Annotated in this window: 15 protein-coding genes and 1 tRNA gene; 13 read left to right on the top strand and 3 right to left on the bottom strand. The window is 30.2% G+C overall.

Annotated elements, in window-relative coordinates; translation table 11 throughout:
* Window positions 1-98 precede the first annotated feature (98 nt).
* Window positions 99-1,418, bottom strand: coding sequence for a tRNA uridine-5-carboxymethylaminomethyl(34) synthesis GTPase MnmE (gene mnmE / locus ECH_RS00280; RefSeq protein ID WP_006010697.1), 1,320 nt, complete (start codon window positions 1,416-1,418; stop codon window positions 99-101).
* 461 nt (window positions 1,419-1,879) lie between these two features.
* Window positions 1,880-2,719 (bottom strand): 2,3,4,5-tetrahydropyridine-2,6-dicarboxylate N-succinyltransferase, encoded by an 840-nt coding sequence (gene dapD, locus ECH_RS00275; RefSeq protein WP_011452376.1) that lies wholly within the window; start codon window positions 2,717-2,719, stop codon window positions 1,880-1,882.
* Window positions 2,720-2,911: 192 nt separating this feature from the next.
* Between dapD and ECH_RS00270 the strand changes: the two genes are divergently transcribed.
* Both ECH_RS00270 and xseA read left to right on the top strand, forming a co-directional pair.
* Complete coding sequence (locus ECH_RS00270; RefSeq protein WP_006010701.1) at window positions 2,912-3,577, top strand: zinc-ribbon domain-containing protein; 666 nt, start codon at window positions 2,912-2,914, stop codon at window positions 3,575-3,577.
* Complete coding sequence (gene xseA, locus ECH_RS00265) at window positions 3,574-4,740, top strand: exodeoxyribonuclease VII large subunit (protein WP_006010703.1); 1,167 nt, start codon at window positions 3,574-3,576, stop codon at window positions 4,738-4,740. Before ECH_RS00270 ends, xseA begins: the two co-directional genes overlap by 4 nt.
* Before the next feature lie 468 nt (window positions 4,741-5,208).
* On the opposite strand, the gene ECH_RS00260 is transcribed toward xseA, so the two are convergent.
* Window positions 5,209-6,393 carry a phosphoglycerate kinase gene (locus tag ECH_RS00260; protein ID WP_006010704.1) on the bottom strand — a complete coding sequence of 395 codons (1,185 nt, stop codon included), beginning with the start codon at window positions 6,391-6,393 and terminating at the stop codon, window positions 5,209-5,211.
* A gap of 716 nt (window positions 6,394-7,109) precedes the next feature.
* Between ECH_RS00260 and ECH_RS00255 the strand changes: the two genes are divergently transcribed.
* From ECH_RS00255 to ECH_RS00205, 11 genes are all read left to right on the top strand, one after another.
* Window positions 7,110-7,541, top strand: coding sequence for a hypothetical protein (locus ECH_RS00255; protein ID WP_006010706.1), 432 nt, complete (start codon window positions 7,110-7,112; stop codon window positions 7,539-7,541).
* A 261-nt stretch (window positions 7,542-7,802) separates the two neighbouring features.
* The gene (dapF, locus tag ECH_RS00250) at window positions 7,803-8,606 is read left to right on the top strand and encodes a diaminopimelate epimerase (protein ID WP_011452370.1); all 804 of its coding nucleotides are present in this window, start codon (window positions 7,803-7,805) and stop codon (window positions 8,604-8,606) included.
* Window positions 8,607-8,693: 87 nt separating this feature from the next.
* The gene (locus ECH_RS00245) at window positions 8,694-9,173 is read left to right on the top strand and encodes a hypothetical protein (RefSeq protein WP_044148114.1); all 480 of its coding nucleotides are present in this window, start codon (window positions 8,694-8,696) and stop codon (window positions 9,171-9,173) included.
* A gap of 74 nt (window positions 9,174-9,247) precedes the next feature.
* Window positions 9,248-10,318, top strand: a complete 1,071-nt coding sequence (locus ECH_RS00240) for a methyltransferase domain-containing protein (RefSeq protein WP_011452368.1) — start codon at window positions 9,248-9,250, stop codon at window positions 10,316-10,318.
* 436 nt (window positions 10,319-10,754) lie between these two features.
* Window positions 10,755-10,843, top strand: a tRNA-Leu gene (locus tag ECH_RS00235).
* 19 nt (window positions 10,844-10,862) lie between these two features.
* A complete protein-coding gene (locus ECH_RS00230; protein WP_011452366.1) occupies window positions 10,863-11,960 on the top strand; it encodes a GTP cyclohydrolase II in 1,098 nt (365 codons plus the stop codon).
* Between the two features lie 140 nt (window positions 11,961-12,100).
* Window positions 12,101-12,805 (top strand): virB8 family protein, encoded by a 705-nt coding sequence (locus ECH_RS00225; protein ID WP_080502270.1) that lies wholly within the window; start codon window positions 12,101-12,103, stop codon window positions 12,803-12,805.
* On the top strand, window positions 12,789-13,610 hold the full coding sequence (gene virB9, locus ECH_RS00220; protein ID WP_011452364.1) for a P-type conjugative transfer protein VirB9: 822 nt from the start codon (window positions 12,789-12,791) through the stop codon (window positions 13,608-13,610). The genes ECH_RS00225 and virB9 overlap by 17 nt, the downstream gene beginning before the upstream one ends.
* Window positions 13,611-13,631: 21 nt before the next feature.
* Window positions 13,632-14,975 carry a TrbI/VirB10 family protein gene (locus tag ECH_RS00215; RefSeq protein ID WP_006010239.1) on the top strand — a complete coding sequence of 448 codons (1,344 nt, stop codon included), beginning with the start codon at window positions 13,632-13,634 and terminating at the stop codon, window positions 14,973-14,975.
* Between the two features lie 15 nt (window positions 14,976-14,990).
* Window positions 14,991-15,989: a P-type DNA transfer ATPase VirB11 gene (virB11, locus tag ECH_RS00210; protein WP_006010241.1), complete on the top strand. Its 999-nt coding sequence runs from the start codon at window positions 14,991-14,993 to the stop codon at window positions 15,987-15,989.
* A gap of 36 nt (window positions 15,990-16,025) precedes the next feature.
* Window positions 16,026-18,170, top strand: coding sequence for a type IV secretory system conjugative DNA transfer family protein (locus tag ECH_RS00205; RefSeq protein WP_011452363.1), 2,145 nt, complete (start codon window positions 16,026-16,028; stop codon window positions 18,168-18,170).
* Window positions 18,171-19,007: the final 837 nt, after the last annotated feature.

The following is a 19,007-nucleotide window of genomic DNA, read 5'->3' as shown; positions in this document are numbered from 1 at the left end:
AAAATAACTCCACAACAAAAAATCACTATATGTATTTTATTAATAAAATTATGAATCCAAGAACTTACACACATGCCCACTAATAATCCAGGTAAATATCATTTACCTATACAGAATTTACCAAATACATTATCTAATATATCATCATCACTAATAACACCTACCACTTTCCCTAATTCCCTTACAGACAATCTTAAATCCTCTGACACTATTTCCATAGGTAAACTTAAATCTACAGACTTTATAATATTCAAAGTATTTTGAATATGTTTTCTCTGCCTTTCAGAAGTAATAAAAGGGTCAGTATTACAAAATTGAAAATCTTTTTCTACTTTTTGTTTAATTAAATTCAATAAATTTTCAATTCCAATGTTACAATATACAGAAATCGGAATAAAACTAAAATCAAACACAGGTATTAATTTCTGATCTGTAATATTATCAGCTTTACTTAAAATGCATATAGACTTATCATCTATCAAGCTCATAATTTCTCTGTTAAAAATATCTCGTTTCTCGTAAGGAAGCATTACTATTTTGAAATCAGCATTTTCAGCCTTTAACTTCGCACGTTTGATCCCTTCTTGTTCTACTGGATCAGTACTCTCTCTAATGCCTGCAGTATCAATAATAATAATTGGATATCCAGCTACATCTATATGTGCTTCTAGAGGATCTCTAGTAGTACCAGCATATTCAGAAACAATTGCAATATCTCTTTTTGCTAAATGATTAAATAAAGTAGACTTACCAGAATTAGGTTCACCAAGAATTGTAACATAAATACCTTGACGTAACCTTTCACCTCTTCGGTCATCATTAAGATGACTTTCTAAAGATTTCTGCAAATTATTTAATAGATAATCAATATTAGCTATAGCAGAACTATTAACTTCTTCCGGAAAATCAATATAAGCTTCTATATTAGATAATATATCAATCAACTGCTGTCGCCAATTTTGATACAACTTTTCCAAAACCCCAGACATTTGTCTTATAGCTTGCTTAGCCTGCATTTCTGTTTCAGAGTTTATAAGATCTACTATTGCTTCAGCTCTAGTCAAATCAACTTTATTATTTAAAAAAGCACGCAAAGAAAACTCACCTGGCCCAGCAGGAACAAAAATTTTTCCAAGCTCAGCTAATATCATTTTAATAACAGCAAAACTACCATGAGTATGAAACTCAACTACATCTTCTCCAGTAAAGCTATTTGGTGCAACAAAATACACCACTATCGCTTCATCTATAACTTCACCATCTTTGTCGTATAAAGGAGTAAACGTTGCAGTTCTTGGTTTAATACTACTATTAATTCCAAAATGCACAAATGCCTTTGCAGCATCTTCACCAGAGATTCTAATCACAGCTACTCCAGACCTTCCCCATGGAGTACATAAAGCAAAAATTGTAGTCATTTATTCCAAATAGTAGAAGTACTCTAGAATTTTATCATCATTAGAATAAAACTCACTATATTATTAAATAGAAAATTATATTCCATTAAACAACATAAGCTTTCTTAAGTACAAAAAAGTTAACATATAACGATGATCTATATATTGATCTTTCTTATTCAAGTAACTATCAACAAACTCACAAAAACAAGACAGAGAACTTTTTATATTAAGAACTTGTATCATAACTATTATATCACTAGTTAGAATATATACACTCTTTATAAGTTTCCATATTTCACACTAAACTTAATTTTTGGCAATTAAAACCACCTCAACTGAGTGACACATTACCAAGTAATTGACTAGCATATTTTAGCAAAAAATATACGATACAACTTAGCTAAAACGCTTACTTCACCTATAAAGTACATTTGTTTTTTATATTCTAAACTAATGATATATAGATTTATAGTTATGTATTAAGAATCATCTCTTAAAAGTTCATTAATAGATACTTTACTTCTAGTTTTATCATCAACTTTTTTGACAATCACAGCACAATATAATGATAAATCACCACTACCATAAGAACCAGGCACTACTACAGAATATGGAGGAATTTTTCCGTAAGATATTTCACCAGATGCTCTATCAACAATTCTAGTAGAAGCCCCAATATAAACACCCATAGCAATTACTGAACCTTCACCTACTACTACACCTTCAACAATTTCACTACGAGCACCAATAAAACAATTATCTTCTATGACAACAGGTCTAGAACTTAATGGTTCTAACACACCTCCTATCCCTGCACCACCAGAAATATGACAATGCTTACCAATTTGAGCACAACTTCCGACAGATGCCCAAGTATCAATCATAGTACCTTCACCTACATATGCACCTACATTTACAAAACTAGGCATCAATACTACATTAGGAGCAATATAAGCAGACTTACGAACCATTGACCCAGGTACAGCTCTAACTTTTGCTGCTCTAAAATCATCAGCACTCCATCTACCAAATTTCAATTGCACTTTATCAAACCAACATAAGTTACCAAGCATTGAGTCTGCACTGCTAATTTCTGCAAGATTCATGTCATACACACGGAAACACAGTAATATAGCTTTTTTCGCCCATTCATTAACTACCCATTGATCTCCTACTTTCTCACATATGCGGATCTTACCCTGATCTAAAAGATCCATAACATCATCAACAACTTTTTTAATTGAAGTATTACTAGAAAGATTAGCTAAATTATTCCACGCATCTTCAATAGCGTCTTTAAAATTACAAAAGTTTTCCATATTTACAACTAGTTTTTCATAAAATTTCATGCTAACAAAACGGACAATAAAATACAAGTATTTTATTCCATTACAACCTATACCATAATAGCCCCAGTTATAATATCAGATGATGTAAATTACATACATTATAGACATGTTGAGAATAATACACTATATATGTTATAATACATAATCAACAAACTTGTGTTAATGCGGATAGAATGCAAAAATTGTAACGCAGTTTATAGGGTAGATAGCAGTAAATTCCCTACTAGCGGTAAAAAAGTTAGATGCACAAACTGCAATAATACGTGGATGCATGTCCCCTCACAAGATAACATAGATCATCCTGAAAAGGACTACATAAATAAAGAACATGCAACAAATCCCAACTTACAAAGCAATAAGAACACTATCCTTAATAATTCTACTAAGAGTAGTTTTCTTGTAAAAAAAATATCATCAATAGTTGCAATGATATTATTAGTATTTTCACTTTCTGTTATGCTGCAAAATAACATGCCATATAAAATCAGGAAGATTTACCGTATAATAGAAATGTACGACACAACAAATATACAGCTCGCAAATTCTCAAATAAAAATTTTAAAGAATAACAAAGATAGCATTGCAATAAAAGTTGAAGGAGTGATTAAGAACCAATCTGATCAAGAAAGATTTATACCCGGCATACATTTTGTATTCTACAATAAACAAAAAAAAGCAATTTCTTCAGAAAAATTAAATAAACACAAAACTGATATTATTCCTAGTAAAGAAGATTATAAATTTGAACATATAATACAATATGTACCAAAAGAAACTGATAGCATACAAATAAAGATAGGAAACTTGTTTGAGATAGCTTTTTTATGACACCAGAATTTACTGTTAGTGAAATCACTAAAATTTTCCAAAATTTTGTACATGAAACGTTTACTCATATAAAAGTTAGAGGAGAAATCAGCAATTTATCACAACCAAAATCTGGGCATACATATTTCACATTAAAAGATGATGCTGCTGTACTCAATGCAATATGCTGGAACAATACCAAAGTTGAATTTGATTTAAAAAATGGATTGGAAGTCATATGCTCCGGGTTCCTAACAACCTACCAATCAAAATATCAGCTAATAACAGAAAACATGTTGCTAGCCGGAATAGGCAACTTGAAAATAATGCTTGAACAAAGAAAAGCAAAATTAGAAAAAGAAGGACTTTTTGATCAATCAAACAAAAAACCTTTGCCTTTACTACCTAAAATTACAGGTGTAATCACATCTACTACTGGAGCAGTGATTAACGACATACTAAACAGAGTGAAAAGCCGCTTTCCAAGTCACATAGTTATATCTCCAGTATCCGTACAAGGCAATGAATCTATCAACCAAATTATAGATGCAATATCAAAACTAAACAACGCCGATACAAATAAACCAGACGTAATCATTATCGCCAGAGGAGGAGGCAGTATAGAAGATTTATGGATTTTTAATGATGAATCAATAGTAAGGGCAGTAGCTAGATCTAGCATTCCTATAGTTTCTGCAATCGGTCATGAAACTGACTTTACTTTAATTGATTATGCAGCAGATGTACGTGCTCCTACACCTACAGCAGCAGTAGAAATTGTTTTGCCAACAAAAACCCAACTCATAGAACATATAAACAGTAAATTCAACAAAATAAAGACAACTTTACACTATAAAATAAATAAAAAAAAAGAGAGGCTGTTTTATTTACACAACAACTTAATCAAAACTAAACATCAAATTAAAGTACTAAAACTTCAACTATCTGAATACAAAAACAAAATAGAAGTATTGCTAAAAATACTGCTATTAAATAAGAAACAATCCCTAAACGCGCTATATAATAAAATCAATAAATTTAACAAAGAAAAAACTTTAGAAGCAGGATATGCTGTATTATACGATACAAACCGTAACCACATCAGCAGTATAAAAAAACTAAAATCAAATGATATTATATCAATTGAACTAAAAGATGGTATAATAGAAGCTATAATAAAATAAGAAATTATAACCCCTGCTTGTCAACATACCAATCTGACAACATCAAATCAATTAACAACTGTTCAATATAAGCTCTTTAATACGCCATAAGCAATTACTACTCACAACTCAAATCAATGTATCCATATTCTAAATCACAACAAACAAAACCATTTCTAAGTAACATATGATAAAAAAATTCATATCTATTACATATTTTGTGCTTTACAATACAGAAATAGCTCTTTGAAAAAATTAAACTAATATCAATCAACATTATTCTTTATAAATACAGATTTCGGATACATATGTACCAAATACTAACAAAATAGAAACTCTCAATGCTGTAGCATATTAAGAATAAAAACTGATATTGCTTCGTTAAACTACTACATTAAAGAAAACACATTTTAAACTGATTACCAATAAAACTCTGTCATATTTAGACAATACATACACTTTAAAGTGAACTTTATATTACTTTTAAAATCATGCGATACTCAAAAAATGCAATAAAGCTCCTCCTCCTGTAGAAATATAAGTAAAGTCTTCATTTGAAAGTCCAGATAATTTTATTGCACATATACTATCTCCACCTCCAACAATACTTTTTAGCTTTCCTACCTTAGTCAATTTTGACAACAAGTTCGCAACACTAAATGTTCCTTTAGAAAAAGGTTCTTTTTCAAACATACCACACGGACCATTCCATAGCACTGTTCTACATTTATTTATCGTAGCAGCAATCATGTTAACAGTTTGAGGTCCTACATCTAATATCATATCATCAGACTCTAAAGTGTCATTGTCTTTTATTGTACTATCCCCACAAATGTAATTTTTAGCCACTACGTAATCAACAGGGACAATTATCTTACATTCATATCTCTTAGCAAGATCTACAATTTCTGTTACAAGATCTTTTTCTAACTCTTCGTATAACGACTTACCTATTTTTAAACCTTGTGATAACAAAAAATTATTCGCAATGGCTCCTCCCACTATCAAAAAATCTATTTTTTTAATCAAATTTTTTAACATATGAACTTTTGTTGATATTTTTGAACCACCAACTATAACAGCTACTGGCTTCTCACTATTTGAAACAACACAACTCAAATATTTCATTTCTTCTTGAAAATTAAAGCCAATAAAAGACGGCATAACTCTAGTAATCGCATCTATAGAAGCATGCTTACGATGTAAACAAGAAAAAGCATCATTAACATATATATCAGCCAACAACGCAAGTTGTTTTGCAAAATTCAAATCATTCTTTTCTTCTTCTGCGTAAAATCTCAAATTTTCTAGCAGCAATATAGTCCCTGCTGGAACAGATTGAATAGTCTGTTCTACATAATCTCCAATTACACCATCTATAAATACTACATTTGTTGCAAATATTTTATTCAAATACTCAACCACAAACTTTAAAGAAAATTCTTTATCATAAGATTTAGGAGATCCATAGTGCGACATTATGACAATTTTCGCATCATTACTCAATAAATATTTTATAGTTGTAGTTAATCTAACAATCCTAGTATCATCCAAAACTATCCCATTATCTACTGGAACATTTAAATCCGCACGCAGCAATACAGTTTTACCACTACAACTAAAATCTTGTATTTTTTTCATATTACGAAAAGTAAAATCATGAGGCTTTAACATATAAGTTACCTTGTTTAACAATTTAATAAATCACTAAAATAGTTAAATATCTTTATAAACTACAGAAAATTTATTAAGTGTTTTTTATTATAAAATCAAATTTATTCTCATAGTAACACAAAACTTTGTCATCATATTACTTGGCAAAATTAACATATAAATAAATACAGTCCAAGACTATACTATCAGTAATAAAAAATTAAAAAATATTAATACTTTTATACTTGTTAATTTATTAAATAAAATATTAATATCTTTAACGCTATGCCAATCATTAACACCATTAACTACATTATACACATAACAAACATTCGAAAGGCTATAATATTCCTTTGCACCCTCTATTTTAACAATGCCATAAAATATTTAACGAAAATACAATGCTAGAACCCATTACGTCTAGCACTACAATAAAAATTGCAATATTTTCAATAAAATTTGACAAATATCTACACACGAGTTGTAACTTGAGCAGAACTATTTAATTTCTAGTAAGATCAACTACAGCAATTATAACATTCATTTGACGCATTCAATAATCATTCAAGTTAAAATATTTATAATAAACAGTACCACCATAAATAAAAAACAACATTATAGGCTTATTAAACAAATATATAACTCTTTACTATCAACATTAAAACAAATGCCATTATTATACATTATTTAACTATCAGTATCTATAATATCGTAATTGATTCTCTTAGGTTAAAGAAATGTCAGATATGCCATTTATCAATAATAAAAATGACACAAAATCCACTAAAATAACATGGGAAATAATAAAAAATCAAAAATATAAACAAACACACTTATTACAAATATCATGCTTATACATAATAACAATACATTCTAAAGATTACAACATATCCTTACCAGAAGATCAAATCATCAGCAACATACTATTAAGAATTAATACAACAATGGAATCAGTACTATTAAATAAACTCCTCAATATTGAAATATTAAAAGGCATTTCTTCTTATAAATTTATCAGCAAAAAAAAGAATAATGTAGCAAGATTACAGGACATATCTCAATTTTTCATCTCAAATTTCAATATCAAACTTCCAAAAAACATAGAAGAAAGTTTTATTGCTGAACATAAAGAAGCAGTACAGTTATTAAAAAACTCCATAAGTATATAAAATGTTAGAACCATTACATAAAAAAGATCTACACTTCTACACAAGTATTATGTAAAACTTATTTACTGTTGTAGTAATTTATATTTTTTTATAAATATAACAGCCTTAACAACGTTGGCATATCTAGGATCAATACATTATTTACATAGCATTTATTGCTGTTAGCAGTAATAGACTGTATCTATCTACAAAAATAAATATTTGAAAACTCGTTAAAATCGATCACAATAATTACGTTACCATTTTTTTCTTAATATTGTAATGATAGATTTTATAAAAATGCATGGAACCTCTAATGATTTTGTAATCATAGATTGTAGGAAAAAATCTTATAGTAACATTAACTATAAAGCAATTGCCAATAGAAAAACAGGTATTGGTTGTGACCAAATCATTATTATAACAGAATCTGAAAAAGCAGATTGCTTTATGCACATATATAATGCAGATGGAAGCAAAGTTGAAATGTGCGGAAATGCTGCAAGATGTGTTGGATACTTATTAAGCAATGAAAAACAAGATAATAATATAACAATTGAACTATCTGACCGTATATTATCATGTTTAAGGACATCGGAAAATAGAGTACAAGTCAACATAGGAGTAGCAAAATTCCATTGGACAGATATACCTACATCTCAAGAATGTGATACTTTGCACTTACCTATAGAATTAGAAATGTTAAGCGATCCTGTAGGAATAAATGTAGGGAATCCTCATGCAATATTTTTTGTTGATTCCATAGAGACAATTCCACTAGATAAACTAGGACCAAAACTAGAAAATCATCACCTTTTCCCCAAAAGGGCAAACATTAGTATTGCTGAAATTGTATCCAGAGATAAAATAAAACTTAGGGTCTGGGAACGCGGAACTGGGGAGACAGCCTCATGTGGCAGCGGAGCATGTGCAGCATTAGTCGCAGCAATAAGACGTCAATACACCAACAAGACAGCAGTCGTATGTTTACAAGGTGGTGATTTATTAATATCATACCAACATGATAACACTATTTTAATGGAAGGGATGGTATCATATATATTCAATGGCATTTATCGTGTCTAATAAGTCACTATTTTACTTTCTTAGACCAATAAACTTTTATACAGTATATAGTTATGCTACAATGTCAGCAGTAATAAATGGGTTTTTATGAAACTAAAAGAAGCAAACATAAATGGACTGTTGGTTTTTTGTTTTGTACCTATAATGGTATTATACCATAAAATGAAGATGCTTTGTGCAACAGGAGTTTTTTCCTTAGAAGAAAGCGAAGAATCAAACTATCTACGTTCTGTAATGATTGGTTGCTTGAGTGTAGTACTATGTTGTGTAATATATATAATGATACTCATTCATTTCAATATTAAGTTAATGCTATTTTTACTATCAAAAATCACTGGAAAAAATTTTAAGGTCCTCAATAATGTAATTTCCCGACTTATAGACACGCAAATAATACATTTTATAATATCACACATGCATTTGAGTTTCTTAAAACATATATCTCATAAAAATGAATTAAATAAAAAATACGGAATGTATAAAGATCTTGCACAAAAAACTAATATAATAATTCAATCAATAGAACACCACAGAAAGTTATATGAAAACTTTATTTTACCAATTTAACAATATGTTTATGTTTATTCATTATAACATATTTATGCTATATTAGTATTAAACAAAAATTTGACGAGTGGCATATGAAAAGTAACTTCTTCATAACAAAGCGTAATGTATCGTCTTTAATATCGAGTATTAATAAAACTATACCGAAACCACAAGATATTTCTCAATCTATAAAAAACAAAATCACTTCCATAAAAAAGGAAGCCATTCTATTACAAAATAAGCTAAAAAACTTACTTGAAACTAATATAGATCTTGGTTTATACCACTTTTACAAAGGAAATATATCTGATGCAAAATTCAGATTTCGCCTTATTAGTATCTTTAAACCTAAATTACCAGTAGTATATTATAATATTGGAAGATGTTACTTTACACTACAAAACTTCAATAAAGCACAACAAAATTTTACACGTGCAATAGAATTAGATAATAATTATGCAGATGCTTTATACTACTTAAACAAAATAACAAATCCAGAAAGTATTGTATATGTGCCTGAAAACATTATAAAGCAATATTTCGATTACACTAGCGAACATTTTGTAGAACATTGGCTTATAGCAAAACAATACAAAGCACATGAATATGTTAAGTCTCTAATAATAAACTTTTTTGGAAATAAATCTTCATACTTAAATATTTTAGACCTTGGATGTGGTACTGGTATATGTGGTCAATTTTTAAAAATGAAAAGTATAGGTAATCATATAACAGGCATTGACATATCAAACAAAATGATAAATATAGCAAGAGGCTGTTTTGTAAACGGTAAACAAGCTTATAATGAATTAATAAATATAAGCATTTTTGATTTTCTTAAGAAAAACCAAAACAAGAAAAAATACAACGTTATCATTCTAACTGAAGTACTACAGTACACAGGCAGTTTAAATCCTATTCTTAAATTACTAAAAACAATGTTAGAGACAGATGGTATTATTATCGGACTTGCAAGAAGAAAGAAAGGATCAGGTTTCCAATTTATAAATGAAGGAGATTTCTTTTGCCATTCAGACAAGTATATAAAATCATCTATTATAGAATCAGGATTACAGTGTAGCTATTCTAGCTACTGTAAAATATATGGATCACAAGTCGAAGGAATACTTTTTGTTGCACAATCTAACAAAATTGAAGTTTAAAACCAGCACATGTAATACATCACCAATATAATACCTTAACATTAAAGTACATATCAGTTAGTTAGTTATAAATTTTACAATCTAAAAAAACTTCTACACCAATTCAACAGCTTAAGATATACATGACCATCTTTATACAAACTTATAGAGTATTATAATTTCGCATGTTTAGCACAACTTCGTGTATTATTTAATCATATTAACATTTCCCATATGCCCTATATTAAAGTTCATCACATGTATTATGTTCACAATATTAAAGTAATGGGACCAATCTATACTCATAATAAATTCTTTTACAATAAATCTAATCTCAATTATAATAAGCATTGTATTATAGAATATCTTTTAAAAATCAAAGAAAGTTATTAATTTATAGTTAACAAGCTACGTTGACACACGCAGTGAATTTATTTAGGATTAAAGGCTATGAACCGCGGTTGTGGTGGAATGGTAGACACGCAGCGTTGAGGTCGCTGTGGTTTGATAAAAACCTTGGAAGTTCGAGTCTTCTCAACCGCACCATGTAATATTTGAGCATAATATGGAAAATTTATTTAACAGATTTCACTCCAACAAGTATATTACAGAAAAGTCTATCGCAGAACTAAGATGTGGTATCCCAGTATTGCTATATAACAGCAATGATAGCTTACTCATCTTCCCCAGCGAATTAATAGATAATCAATTACTAAACACATTGAAAAAACATTTTAAAGATATCAACATATTAGTAACCGGTAATAGATTAAACTTCATCTTCCAATCTTCAGGAAACCAACTCTCAAGAATCAAAATTAAAGAATCTCATGATCTAGAATATATATCCTCCCTACTAACAGGTCAAGAATTACACAAAGGATCTCTTGTTATTGATAATGTGACAGTAAGTACAAACTCTTTAGATATAACTGCTATTTCCCTAATAAAATTAACAAAACTATTACCCTCAGCAGTTGTTGTTGATATCAATGATTCTGATGTACTACATTGGTGTACTAAAAACAACATCACACCTATAAGACAAGAAATAATCGAGAATTATAATAAAGAATATGAAATTCAGGAAGTATGTAGTTCACCTTTATTTCTAAAAGACTGTTCCAATGCTAAAATAAATGTTTACAGATCACATACTGGGGAACTTGAACATTACGCAATTATTATAGAAAATCCAGATTATAGCAATCCTATCATTAGGATTCATTCTTCATGTTACACTGGTGACCTACTTAACAGCTTATCTTGTGATTGTCGATGTCAACTACATACTGCCATAAAGTTAATGATAGAAAATAAAGGTGGAATAATTTTATACTTAGCCCAGGATGGTCGTGGTATAGGGCTAGCTAACAAAATAAGAACATATCAACTACAAATAAAACACAATTTTGATACTGTAGATGCTAATAGATTCTTTGGATTTGAAGATGATGAAAGGGTATTCATCCCAGCTATAAAAATACTACAGAAATTGGGAATTTCAAGATTGCAATTATTAACAAACAATCCAAATAAAATTTCAGAAATTCAGAATCACGGCATACAAGTTACAAAAATATTACCTATTTTTGTTGACACAAATCAACATAATATTAATTATATCAATACTAAAGCTAAAAGGTTAGGTCACGTTTGCTAGAAGTATTTTTTATGCTATTTTTACATATGAACGTTAATCTGATGTAAATAAATAAGGTATACACTCTGCAACGACTATCTGATTAACAGAAATTTTTATTTTTGTAAGTATAGCTTAAAACTATAAGGTTGATGATACGTATGTTTAATAAATTCAGAAAGAAGAATAATAAAAATGATAATAACAAACTATCAAACGCAAATTTAGAAACAACATACAGTTGGCACGTCAGTCGTTATAACTCAGTTGTTATACAAAGAAATATGCTACTGTTTTTTACCATGCTAGCATTAAGCGCAGTAGGAATCAGCGTTTTCGTCATTTTTAATATAAGCAAAAACAGAACTATTGAACCATTTGTAGTAGAAATAGAGAAAAAATCTGGAATCACAACTTTAGTAAACCCTGTATCAGTCAAACAATACTCAGCAGACGAAGTTTTAAATAATCATTTTATAATAGAATATGTAAGATCTAGAGAGCTTTTTGACCCTAATAATTTTCAATATAACTATTACACAAAAGTTCGTCTATTTTCTAACCAAACAACATACAGTGAGTTCCGTAACTGGATAAGGCTAAGTAATCCTGCAAGTCCTTTAAACTTATATGCAAATGTAACATCAGGATATCTTAAAATCAGATCTTTACAGCATTTGCGTCCAGGAAGTGTACAAATCAGGTTCTCCTTAGAATTTAACCATCCAAGTGGCATAATAAAAAAAGATAGAATAGCTACATTATCATTTCAATACGTAACTCTTGAAATGAATGAACAAGAACGGCAAATTAATCCTTTAGGATTCCAGATAACTTACTATAGGGCAGATGATGAATTTCTATAAAATCTATACAATACTACTATTAGTTTTAGTAATGATGTTTAACAGCAGTGCATATGCCATCAACAGGGTTGATAATCCTGTAACAGTAGACAGTAGGATTAAAACTTTCGTATACAGTAATAATGAAATCTATAATGTAGTTTTTAACTATGGTTACCACTCGTACATTGAATTTTCAAAAGGTGAAACTATCAAAATGTTAGCAATGGGTAACACTGTAAGCTGGAAAGTAAAACCAGTTGGTAACAAACTATTCATAATGCCATTAGAAAAAAACGGAAGAACAAATATGTTAATAGAAACAAACAAAGGAAGAAGTTATGCCTTTGACCTTATATGTCGTAGTGCAAATGAATCTAGTGATGACAATAATGACCAAGCAGGCTATTCTGATCTAATAGATTTAACATATATAGTACGTTTCTACTATCCAAAAACCGAAGAAGATTTCGAACTAAATCAAGTAAAGCTGCCAGACATTTCTGTGCCTAGTGCAGTACAAAAAATAAAAAAGCATGTTGTAATAAAACCTAACAATACAAGTAATCACTATATTTTAGAGACAAAATCAGAAAATCAAAACATACTACCTGTAGAATTATTTGATGACGGAAAACTTACATATTTTAAGTTCTCAAATGATAACCAAATTATTCCACAAATTTTCATATACAATAACTCTGAGAAAAAAGTACCTTGCAAAATGTTATTATTACAAAATTATGTAATAATAAAGGGTGTACATAAGAACTTATATCTAGAATATAAAAGTGAATCTGTAAAAATTACTAATAAAAAATTATAATAAAACTTACCATGGTACACTATGTCAGAAGAAAATCAAAACAACCAATACACAGAAATTGAAGAGAATGTAAACGTTGTTGGAGTAAATAAAGGAAAAAAATTTATCACAATAGGAGTGATGTTAGTTGGACTAGGGTTTGCTTATTATTATTTCTTCACAGGCAAAAAACCAGATGATAGTCTCAACAAACCACAAACAACAGAAGAAGCAGACATAGAAAAATTATTAAAAGAATCTGTACCACCAACCCAAGAAGTATCTCCACCTATAAACATTCCACCTCAATTACCGGAGTTACCACCTTTAGTATCACCATCTTTACCATCAATTCCGACAGTTGAAAAACCTAAAGTACTAGAGATACCCAAAATACCAAAAATTAAACCAAAACAACCTGTTGAAATTAAACCTAAACCGCAGCCCCAACCTGAACCTTTACCAAAAATACCTTTACCCGTTCAAAATAAAATAGACATAGCTGCTCCTATTGCACCTATAACAACAGGATATGACAAAGAAAGAAGAGCTACATCAATGTTAGCAGTTTCAGGAGGACAAAATGTAGCATCTGGCACTTCTGAAAACGGAGAGAGAGAATCAAATATTGATACTACAATTAACAAGATGAATTCCATTATTTCTTTACAAACTACATCTTCTCCTAATGTAGTAGCAACAAAAGTGAGTAATTTAGAGTTAACAATTTTACAAGGAAAAATAATTGATGTCGTCTTAGAAACTGCTATTAATTCAGATTTACAAGGTACACTAAGAGGAATAGTAGCAAGAGACGTCTATGCTGAAGCTAGCAATACAGTAATGATTCCAAAAGGATCTAGATTAATAGGAAGTTATTCTTTTGATGCTAGCCCCGGAAAAACTAGAGTTCAAATATCTTGGAATAGAGTTATCCTCCCTCATGGTATTGACATAACACTTGACTCCAACGGAACAGATGAATTAGGAAGACAAGGAGCTTCAGGTGTTGTTGATACAAAAATAGGCAATATATTAACTTCAACAATACTGTTAGCTGGTGTATCTATAGCAACATCCTATGCTACATCAAAAATCCCTGAGATTAACAACTATCCTATTTTAGAGTCAGATAGCAAAGAAAAAAAGGATAAGGAGAAAGATGACACAGGTGATAAGTCTAAATCTACAAAAACTACATTACCTGTAAAAATTTTATCTCAGGCAGTAGATGATTTTTCAAACTCTATAAAAGATATAATAAAGAAATATTCTAATAATAATCCTACAGTATACGTAGACCAAGGTACTTTGCTAAAAGTATTTGTTAATAAAGACATTGTGTTCCCAAAGTCAGCAGTTCGTGGAATAGACATTGTTAATTAATTATAAAGGATTTATATGACAACAAGCTATGCCGCCTTAGATACGTATCTCGAACCACTACAATCCATCTTTCATGAAGATGGGGTAAATGAAGTATCTATTAACCAGGAATGTGAAGTATGGATAGAAAACAGAGGAAATATACGTTGTGAATCCATTCCGACCCTAAATTTATCGCATTTAAAAGCATTAGGCAGACTAATAGCACAAGCTACAGAACAAAAGATAAGCGAAGAAAATCCATTATTATCAGCAACTTTACCTAATGGCTATCGTATACAAATCGTATTTCCTCCAGCCTGTGAAGCAACCACAGTAGTCATGTCAATTAGAAAACCATCAGCAATGCAACTTTCATTAGATGACTATGAAAAAATGGGCGCATTTAACCAAGCTGTAACAGAAACTCAAGAAAATAATACAGATAATCAATTAAAAGAACTATTAAAGCAAAAAAAGATCAAGCAATTTCTAGAACATGCTATAATAAACAAAAAAAACATAATAATTAGTGGTGGTACATCAACAGGAAAAACAACTTTTACCAATGCAGCATTACGAAGTATACCTCAGAATGAAAGGCTAATAACAGTAGAAGATGCAAGAGAAATTGTTTTAAGTAATCATCCAAACAGAGTCCATTTAATTGCCTCAAAAGGAGGACAAGGTAGAGCTAAAGTCAGCACTCAAGATTTAATAGAGGCATGTCTAAGATTGCGTCCAGATAGGATAATAGTAGGAGAATTACGTGGATCTGAAGCATTTAGCTTTTTAAGAGCAATTAATACAGGCCATCCTGGTTCCATATCAACGTTACACGCTGACACACCAATGATGGCACTAGAACAATTAAAATTAATGGTTATGCAAGCAGGACTTGGCATACCTCCAGATCAAATAATTAATTACATCACTAATATAGTAGATATTGTAATACAGTTAAAAAGAGGATCAGAGGGTAAAAGGTATGTATCAGAAATATTATTCACTAAATCTTTACAGAAAAATGGTTAAATGATACGTAAGTTTTATAATTAAGTTGTTATTTTTATGGATAGTGTAAGTGCAAACCACATACGTAATATTTTATTCCTGGTCTTAGGAGCATTCTTCGGGTTGGAATTTTGCTTTTATCTATCAGGGGTTTTATTTATCTTAATGGTATGGGGACCAGACTATCTAGATTTCAACGCTATAAATCCTAGTTTCAGCGACTTTCCAGACAGAATTTGGCCTACTGTTTTTAATTACGTAGAACACTGGTGGCATAATCCTTCTTCATACGATGCAATACTATTAGTAAAGTTAATATCATCACTATGTATACCAATAGGTATCCTAAGTATAGTATTGTGGAATTTAAGAAACATACTATTCGATTGGAGACCATTTAAAAAGAAAGAATCATTACATGGAGATTCAAGATGGGCAACAGAAAAAGATATTCGAAAAATAGGATTACGTAGTAGAAAAGGTATACTACTAGGAAAAGACAAAAGAGGTTATCTTATTGCTGATGGATTTCAACATGCTTTACTATTTGCACCAACCGGATCTGGGAAAGGTGTAGGTTTTGTAATACCAAACTTATTGTTTTGGGAAGACTCTGTAATAGTACATGACATAAAATTAGAAAACTATGATCTCACAAGTGGATGGAGGAAAAAAAGAGGACAAGAAGTATTTGTGTGGAATCCAGCTCAACCTGATGGGGTAAGTCACTGTTACAATCCATTGGATTGGATAAGCTCTAAACCAGGACAAATGGTGGATGATGTACAAAAAATCGCCAATCTAATAATGCCTGAACAAGACTTTTGGTACAACGAAGCACGTAGTTTATTTGTAGGAGTAGTATTATATCTACTAGCAGTACCAGAAAAAGTAAAATCCTTTGGAGAAGTTGTACGAACAATGCGTAGTGATGACGTAGTCTACAACTTGGCAGTTGTATTAGACACTATAGGGAAAAAAATTCACCCAGTTGCATATATGAATATAGCTGCATTCTTACAAAAAGCTGATAAAGAGCGTTCAGGTGTAGTATCAACTATGAACTCATCTTTAGAATTATGGGCAAACCCGTTAATAGATACAGCAACAGCTTCAAGTGATTTTAATATTCAAGAATTTAAAAGAAAAAAAGTAACAGTATATGTTGGATTAACACCAGACAACTTAACTCGTCTTAGGCCTTTAATGCAGGTATTCTATCAGCAAGCAACAGAGTTTTTATGTCGAACTTTACCATCGGATGATGAACCTTACGGTGTATTGTTTTTAATGGATGAGTTTCCAACATTAGGAAAGATGGAGCAATTTCAAACTGGTATTGCATATTTCCGTGGATATAGAGTTAGATTATTTTTGATTATCCAAGACACTGAACAGCTTAAAGGTATATATGAGGAAGCAGGAATGAACTCATTTCTGTCAAATTCTACTTATAGAATTACTTTTGCAGCAAACAATATTGAAACTGCAAACCTAATATCACAGCTAATAGGCAATAAAACAGTTAATCAGGAATCTTTAAATAGACCTAAATTTTTAGATTTAAACCCTGCCTCTCGTTCATTACACATATCAGAAACACAAAGAGCGTTATTATTACCTCAAGAAGTTATAATGTTACCTAGAGATGAACAAATACTTTTAATAGAGTCTACTTATCCTATAAAATCAAAAAAAATAAAATATTATGAAGACAAAAACTTTACAAAAAAATTATTGAAAAGCACTTTCGTACCTACTCAAGAACCTTACGATCCTAATAATGTAAAAATAACAAAAAAAGAAAATGAAGACCCTATCCCTAGTATTGAAAGTGATATTCCTGAAAACAAACCTAACAACACTGAAAATAATCTAACAGAAGAAGGTGCTATATATAACAGTACAGAAACAAATTATGAAGATGATGAAGACGAAGATGATGATTTTAACTTCGATGATTTAGATGAGTACATAGATGAAGATGAAGAGTACAGCGAACAGCCTGAAGAAGACTATGACTATACCGATGAAGAAGATGAAGATGAAGAAGAAGATGAAGAAGACAACGATTACAACAATAGTAATGAAGATGATGACTATGAAAATAATAATATAAGCAACTCACACCATGAAAATGATTTTGACAATCACAATGAAAAACCTGTCAAGGATCAAGATATAAAAAATGATAAACAGTAATTTTCTTATAAGACGCAAGCTGTGATTAAAGTGTAATTAACCAACATTCAATTCACACCATAGGTAAGTTTACTTTGTCACTTTTAACATACGTAAATACATTATAACAGCGCAGAATAGCATTTAATTCTTAATTACCAACTACACCATAGGTAAGTTTACTTTGTATACTTTTACATACATAAATATATTATAACAGCGTAGAATAGCTTTTTATTCTTAATTCCCAACTACATCATAGGTAAGTTTACTTTGTACACTTTTACATACATAAATATATTATAACAGCGTAGAATAGCTTTTTATTCTTAATTCCCAACCACGCCATAGGTAGGTCTACTTTGTCCACTTTTACATACGTAAACATATTACAGCGCAGGATAGCACTTAATTCTTAATTACTAACCGCACCATAGGTAAGTTTACTTTGTATACTTTTACATACATAAATATATTACAATAGCGCAGAACAGCTTTTTATTTTTAATTCCCAACCACGCTATAGGTAAGTCTACTTTGTCCACTTTTACATACGTAAACATATTACAATAGCGCAGGATAGCACTTAATTCTTAATTACCAAAACTCAAACCTTAAGCAAACACTTAGATATTATGCACACACCAATTTTCCGCCTTTATACTAAATTGAATAGCTATATACGAAGACTTATATTCCTATCACCGTTTATTATCAATTACATTAACAACAACTATCACTCTGTTTTAATCATTTCAGCAAAGTTCTTCTGAAAAAGGCAAAAGACTAATGGCTAACTCACTAATAAAATTCAGCTACTTTTTAGTACATATCACTAACTATATACATTTTTACTTC

The organism is Ehrlichia chaffeensis str. Arkansas (assembly GCF_000013145.1).
GTDB classification, from domain to species: Bacteria; Pseudomonadota; Alphaproteobacteria; order Rickettsiales; family Anaplasmataceae; genus Ehrlichia; species Ehrlichia chaffeensis.
The sequence above is the reverse complement of the archived record's forward strand: the minus strand, read 5'-3'. Positions and strand labels throughout refer to the sequence as shown.

Coding starts and splice junctions, on each gene's coding strand:
- mnmE (WP_006010697.1), bottom strand. CDS start 1,418: ATGACTACAATTTTTGCTTTATGTACTCCATGGGGAAGGTCTGGAGTA.
- dapD (WP_011452376.1), bottom strand. CDS start 2,719: ATGGAAAACTTTTGTAATTTTAAAGACGCTATTGAAGATGCGTGGAAT.
- ECH_RS00270 (WP_006010701.1), top strand. CDS start 2,912: ATGCGGATAGAATGCAAAAATTGTAACGCAGTTTATAGGGTAGATAGC.
- xseA (WP_006010703.1), top strand. CDS start 3,574: ATGACACCAGAATTTACTGTTAGTGAAATCACTAAAATTTTCCAAAAT.
- ECH_RS00260 (WP_006010704.1), bottom strand. CDS start 6,393: ATGTTAAAGCCTCATGATTTTACTTTTCGTAATATGAAAAAAATACAA.
- ECH_RS00255 (WP_006010706.1), top strand. CDS start 7,110: ATGTCAGATATGCCATTTATCAATAATAAAAATGACACAAAATCCACT.
- dapF (WP_011452370.1), top strand. CDS start 7,803: ATGATAGATTTTATAAAAATGCATGGAACCTCTAATGATTTTGTAATC.
- ECH_RS00245 (WP_044148114.1), top strand. CDS start 8,694: ATGAAACTAAAAGAAGCAAACATAAATGGACTGTTGGTTTTTTGTTTT.
- ECH_RS00240 (WP_011452368.1), top strand. CDS start 9,248: ATGAAAAGTAACTTCTTCATAACAAAGCGTAATGTATCGTCTTTAATA.
- ECH_RS00230 (WP_011452366.1), top strand. CDS start 10,863: ATGGAAAATTTATTTAACAGATTTCACTCCAACAAGTATATTACAGAA.
- ECH_RS00225 (WP_080502270.1), top strand. CDS start 12,101: ATGTTTAATAAATTCAGAAAGAAGAATAATAAAAATGATAATAACAAA.
- virB9 (WP_011452364.1), top strand. CDS start 12,789: ATGATGAATTTCTATAAAATCTATACAATACTACTATTAGTTTTAGTA.
- ECH_RS00215 (WP_006010239.1), top strand. CDS start 13,632: ATGTCAGAAGAAAATCAAAACAACCAATACACAGAAATTGAAGAGAAT.
- virB11 (WP_006010241.1), top strand. CDS start 14,991: ATGACAACAAGCTATGCCGCCTTAGATACGTATCTCGAACCACTACAA.
- ECH_RS00205 (WP_011452363.1), top strand. CDS start 16,026: ATGGATAGTGTAAGTGCAAACCACATACGTAATATTTTATTCCTGGTC.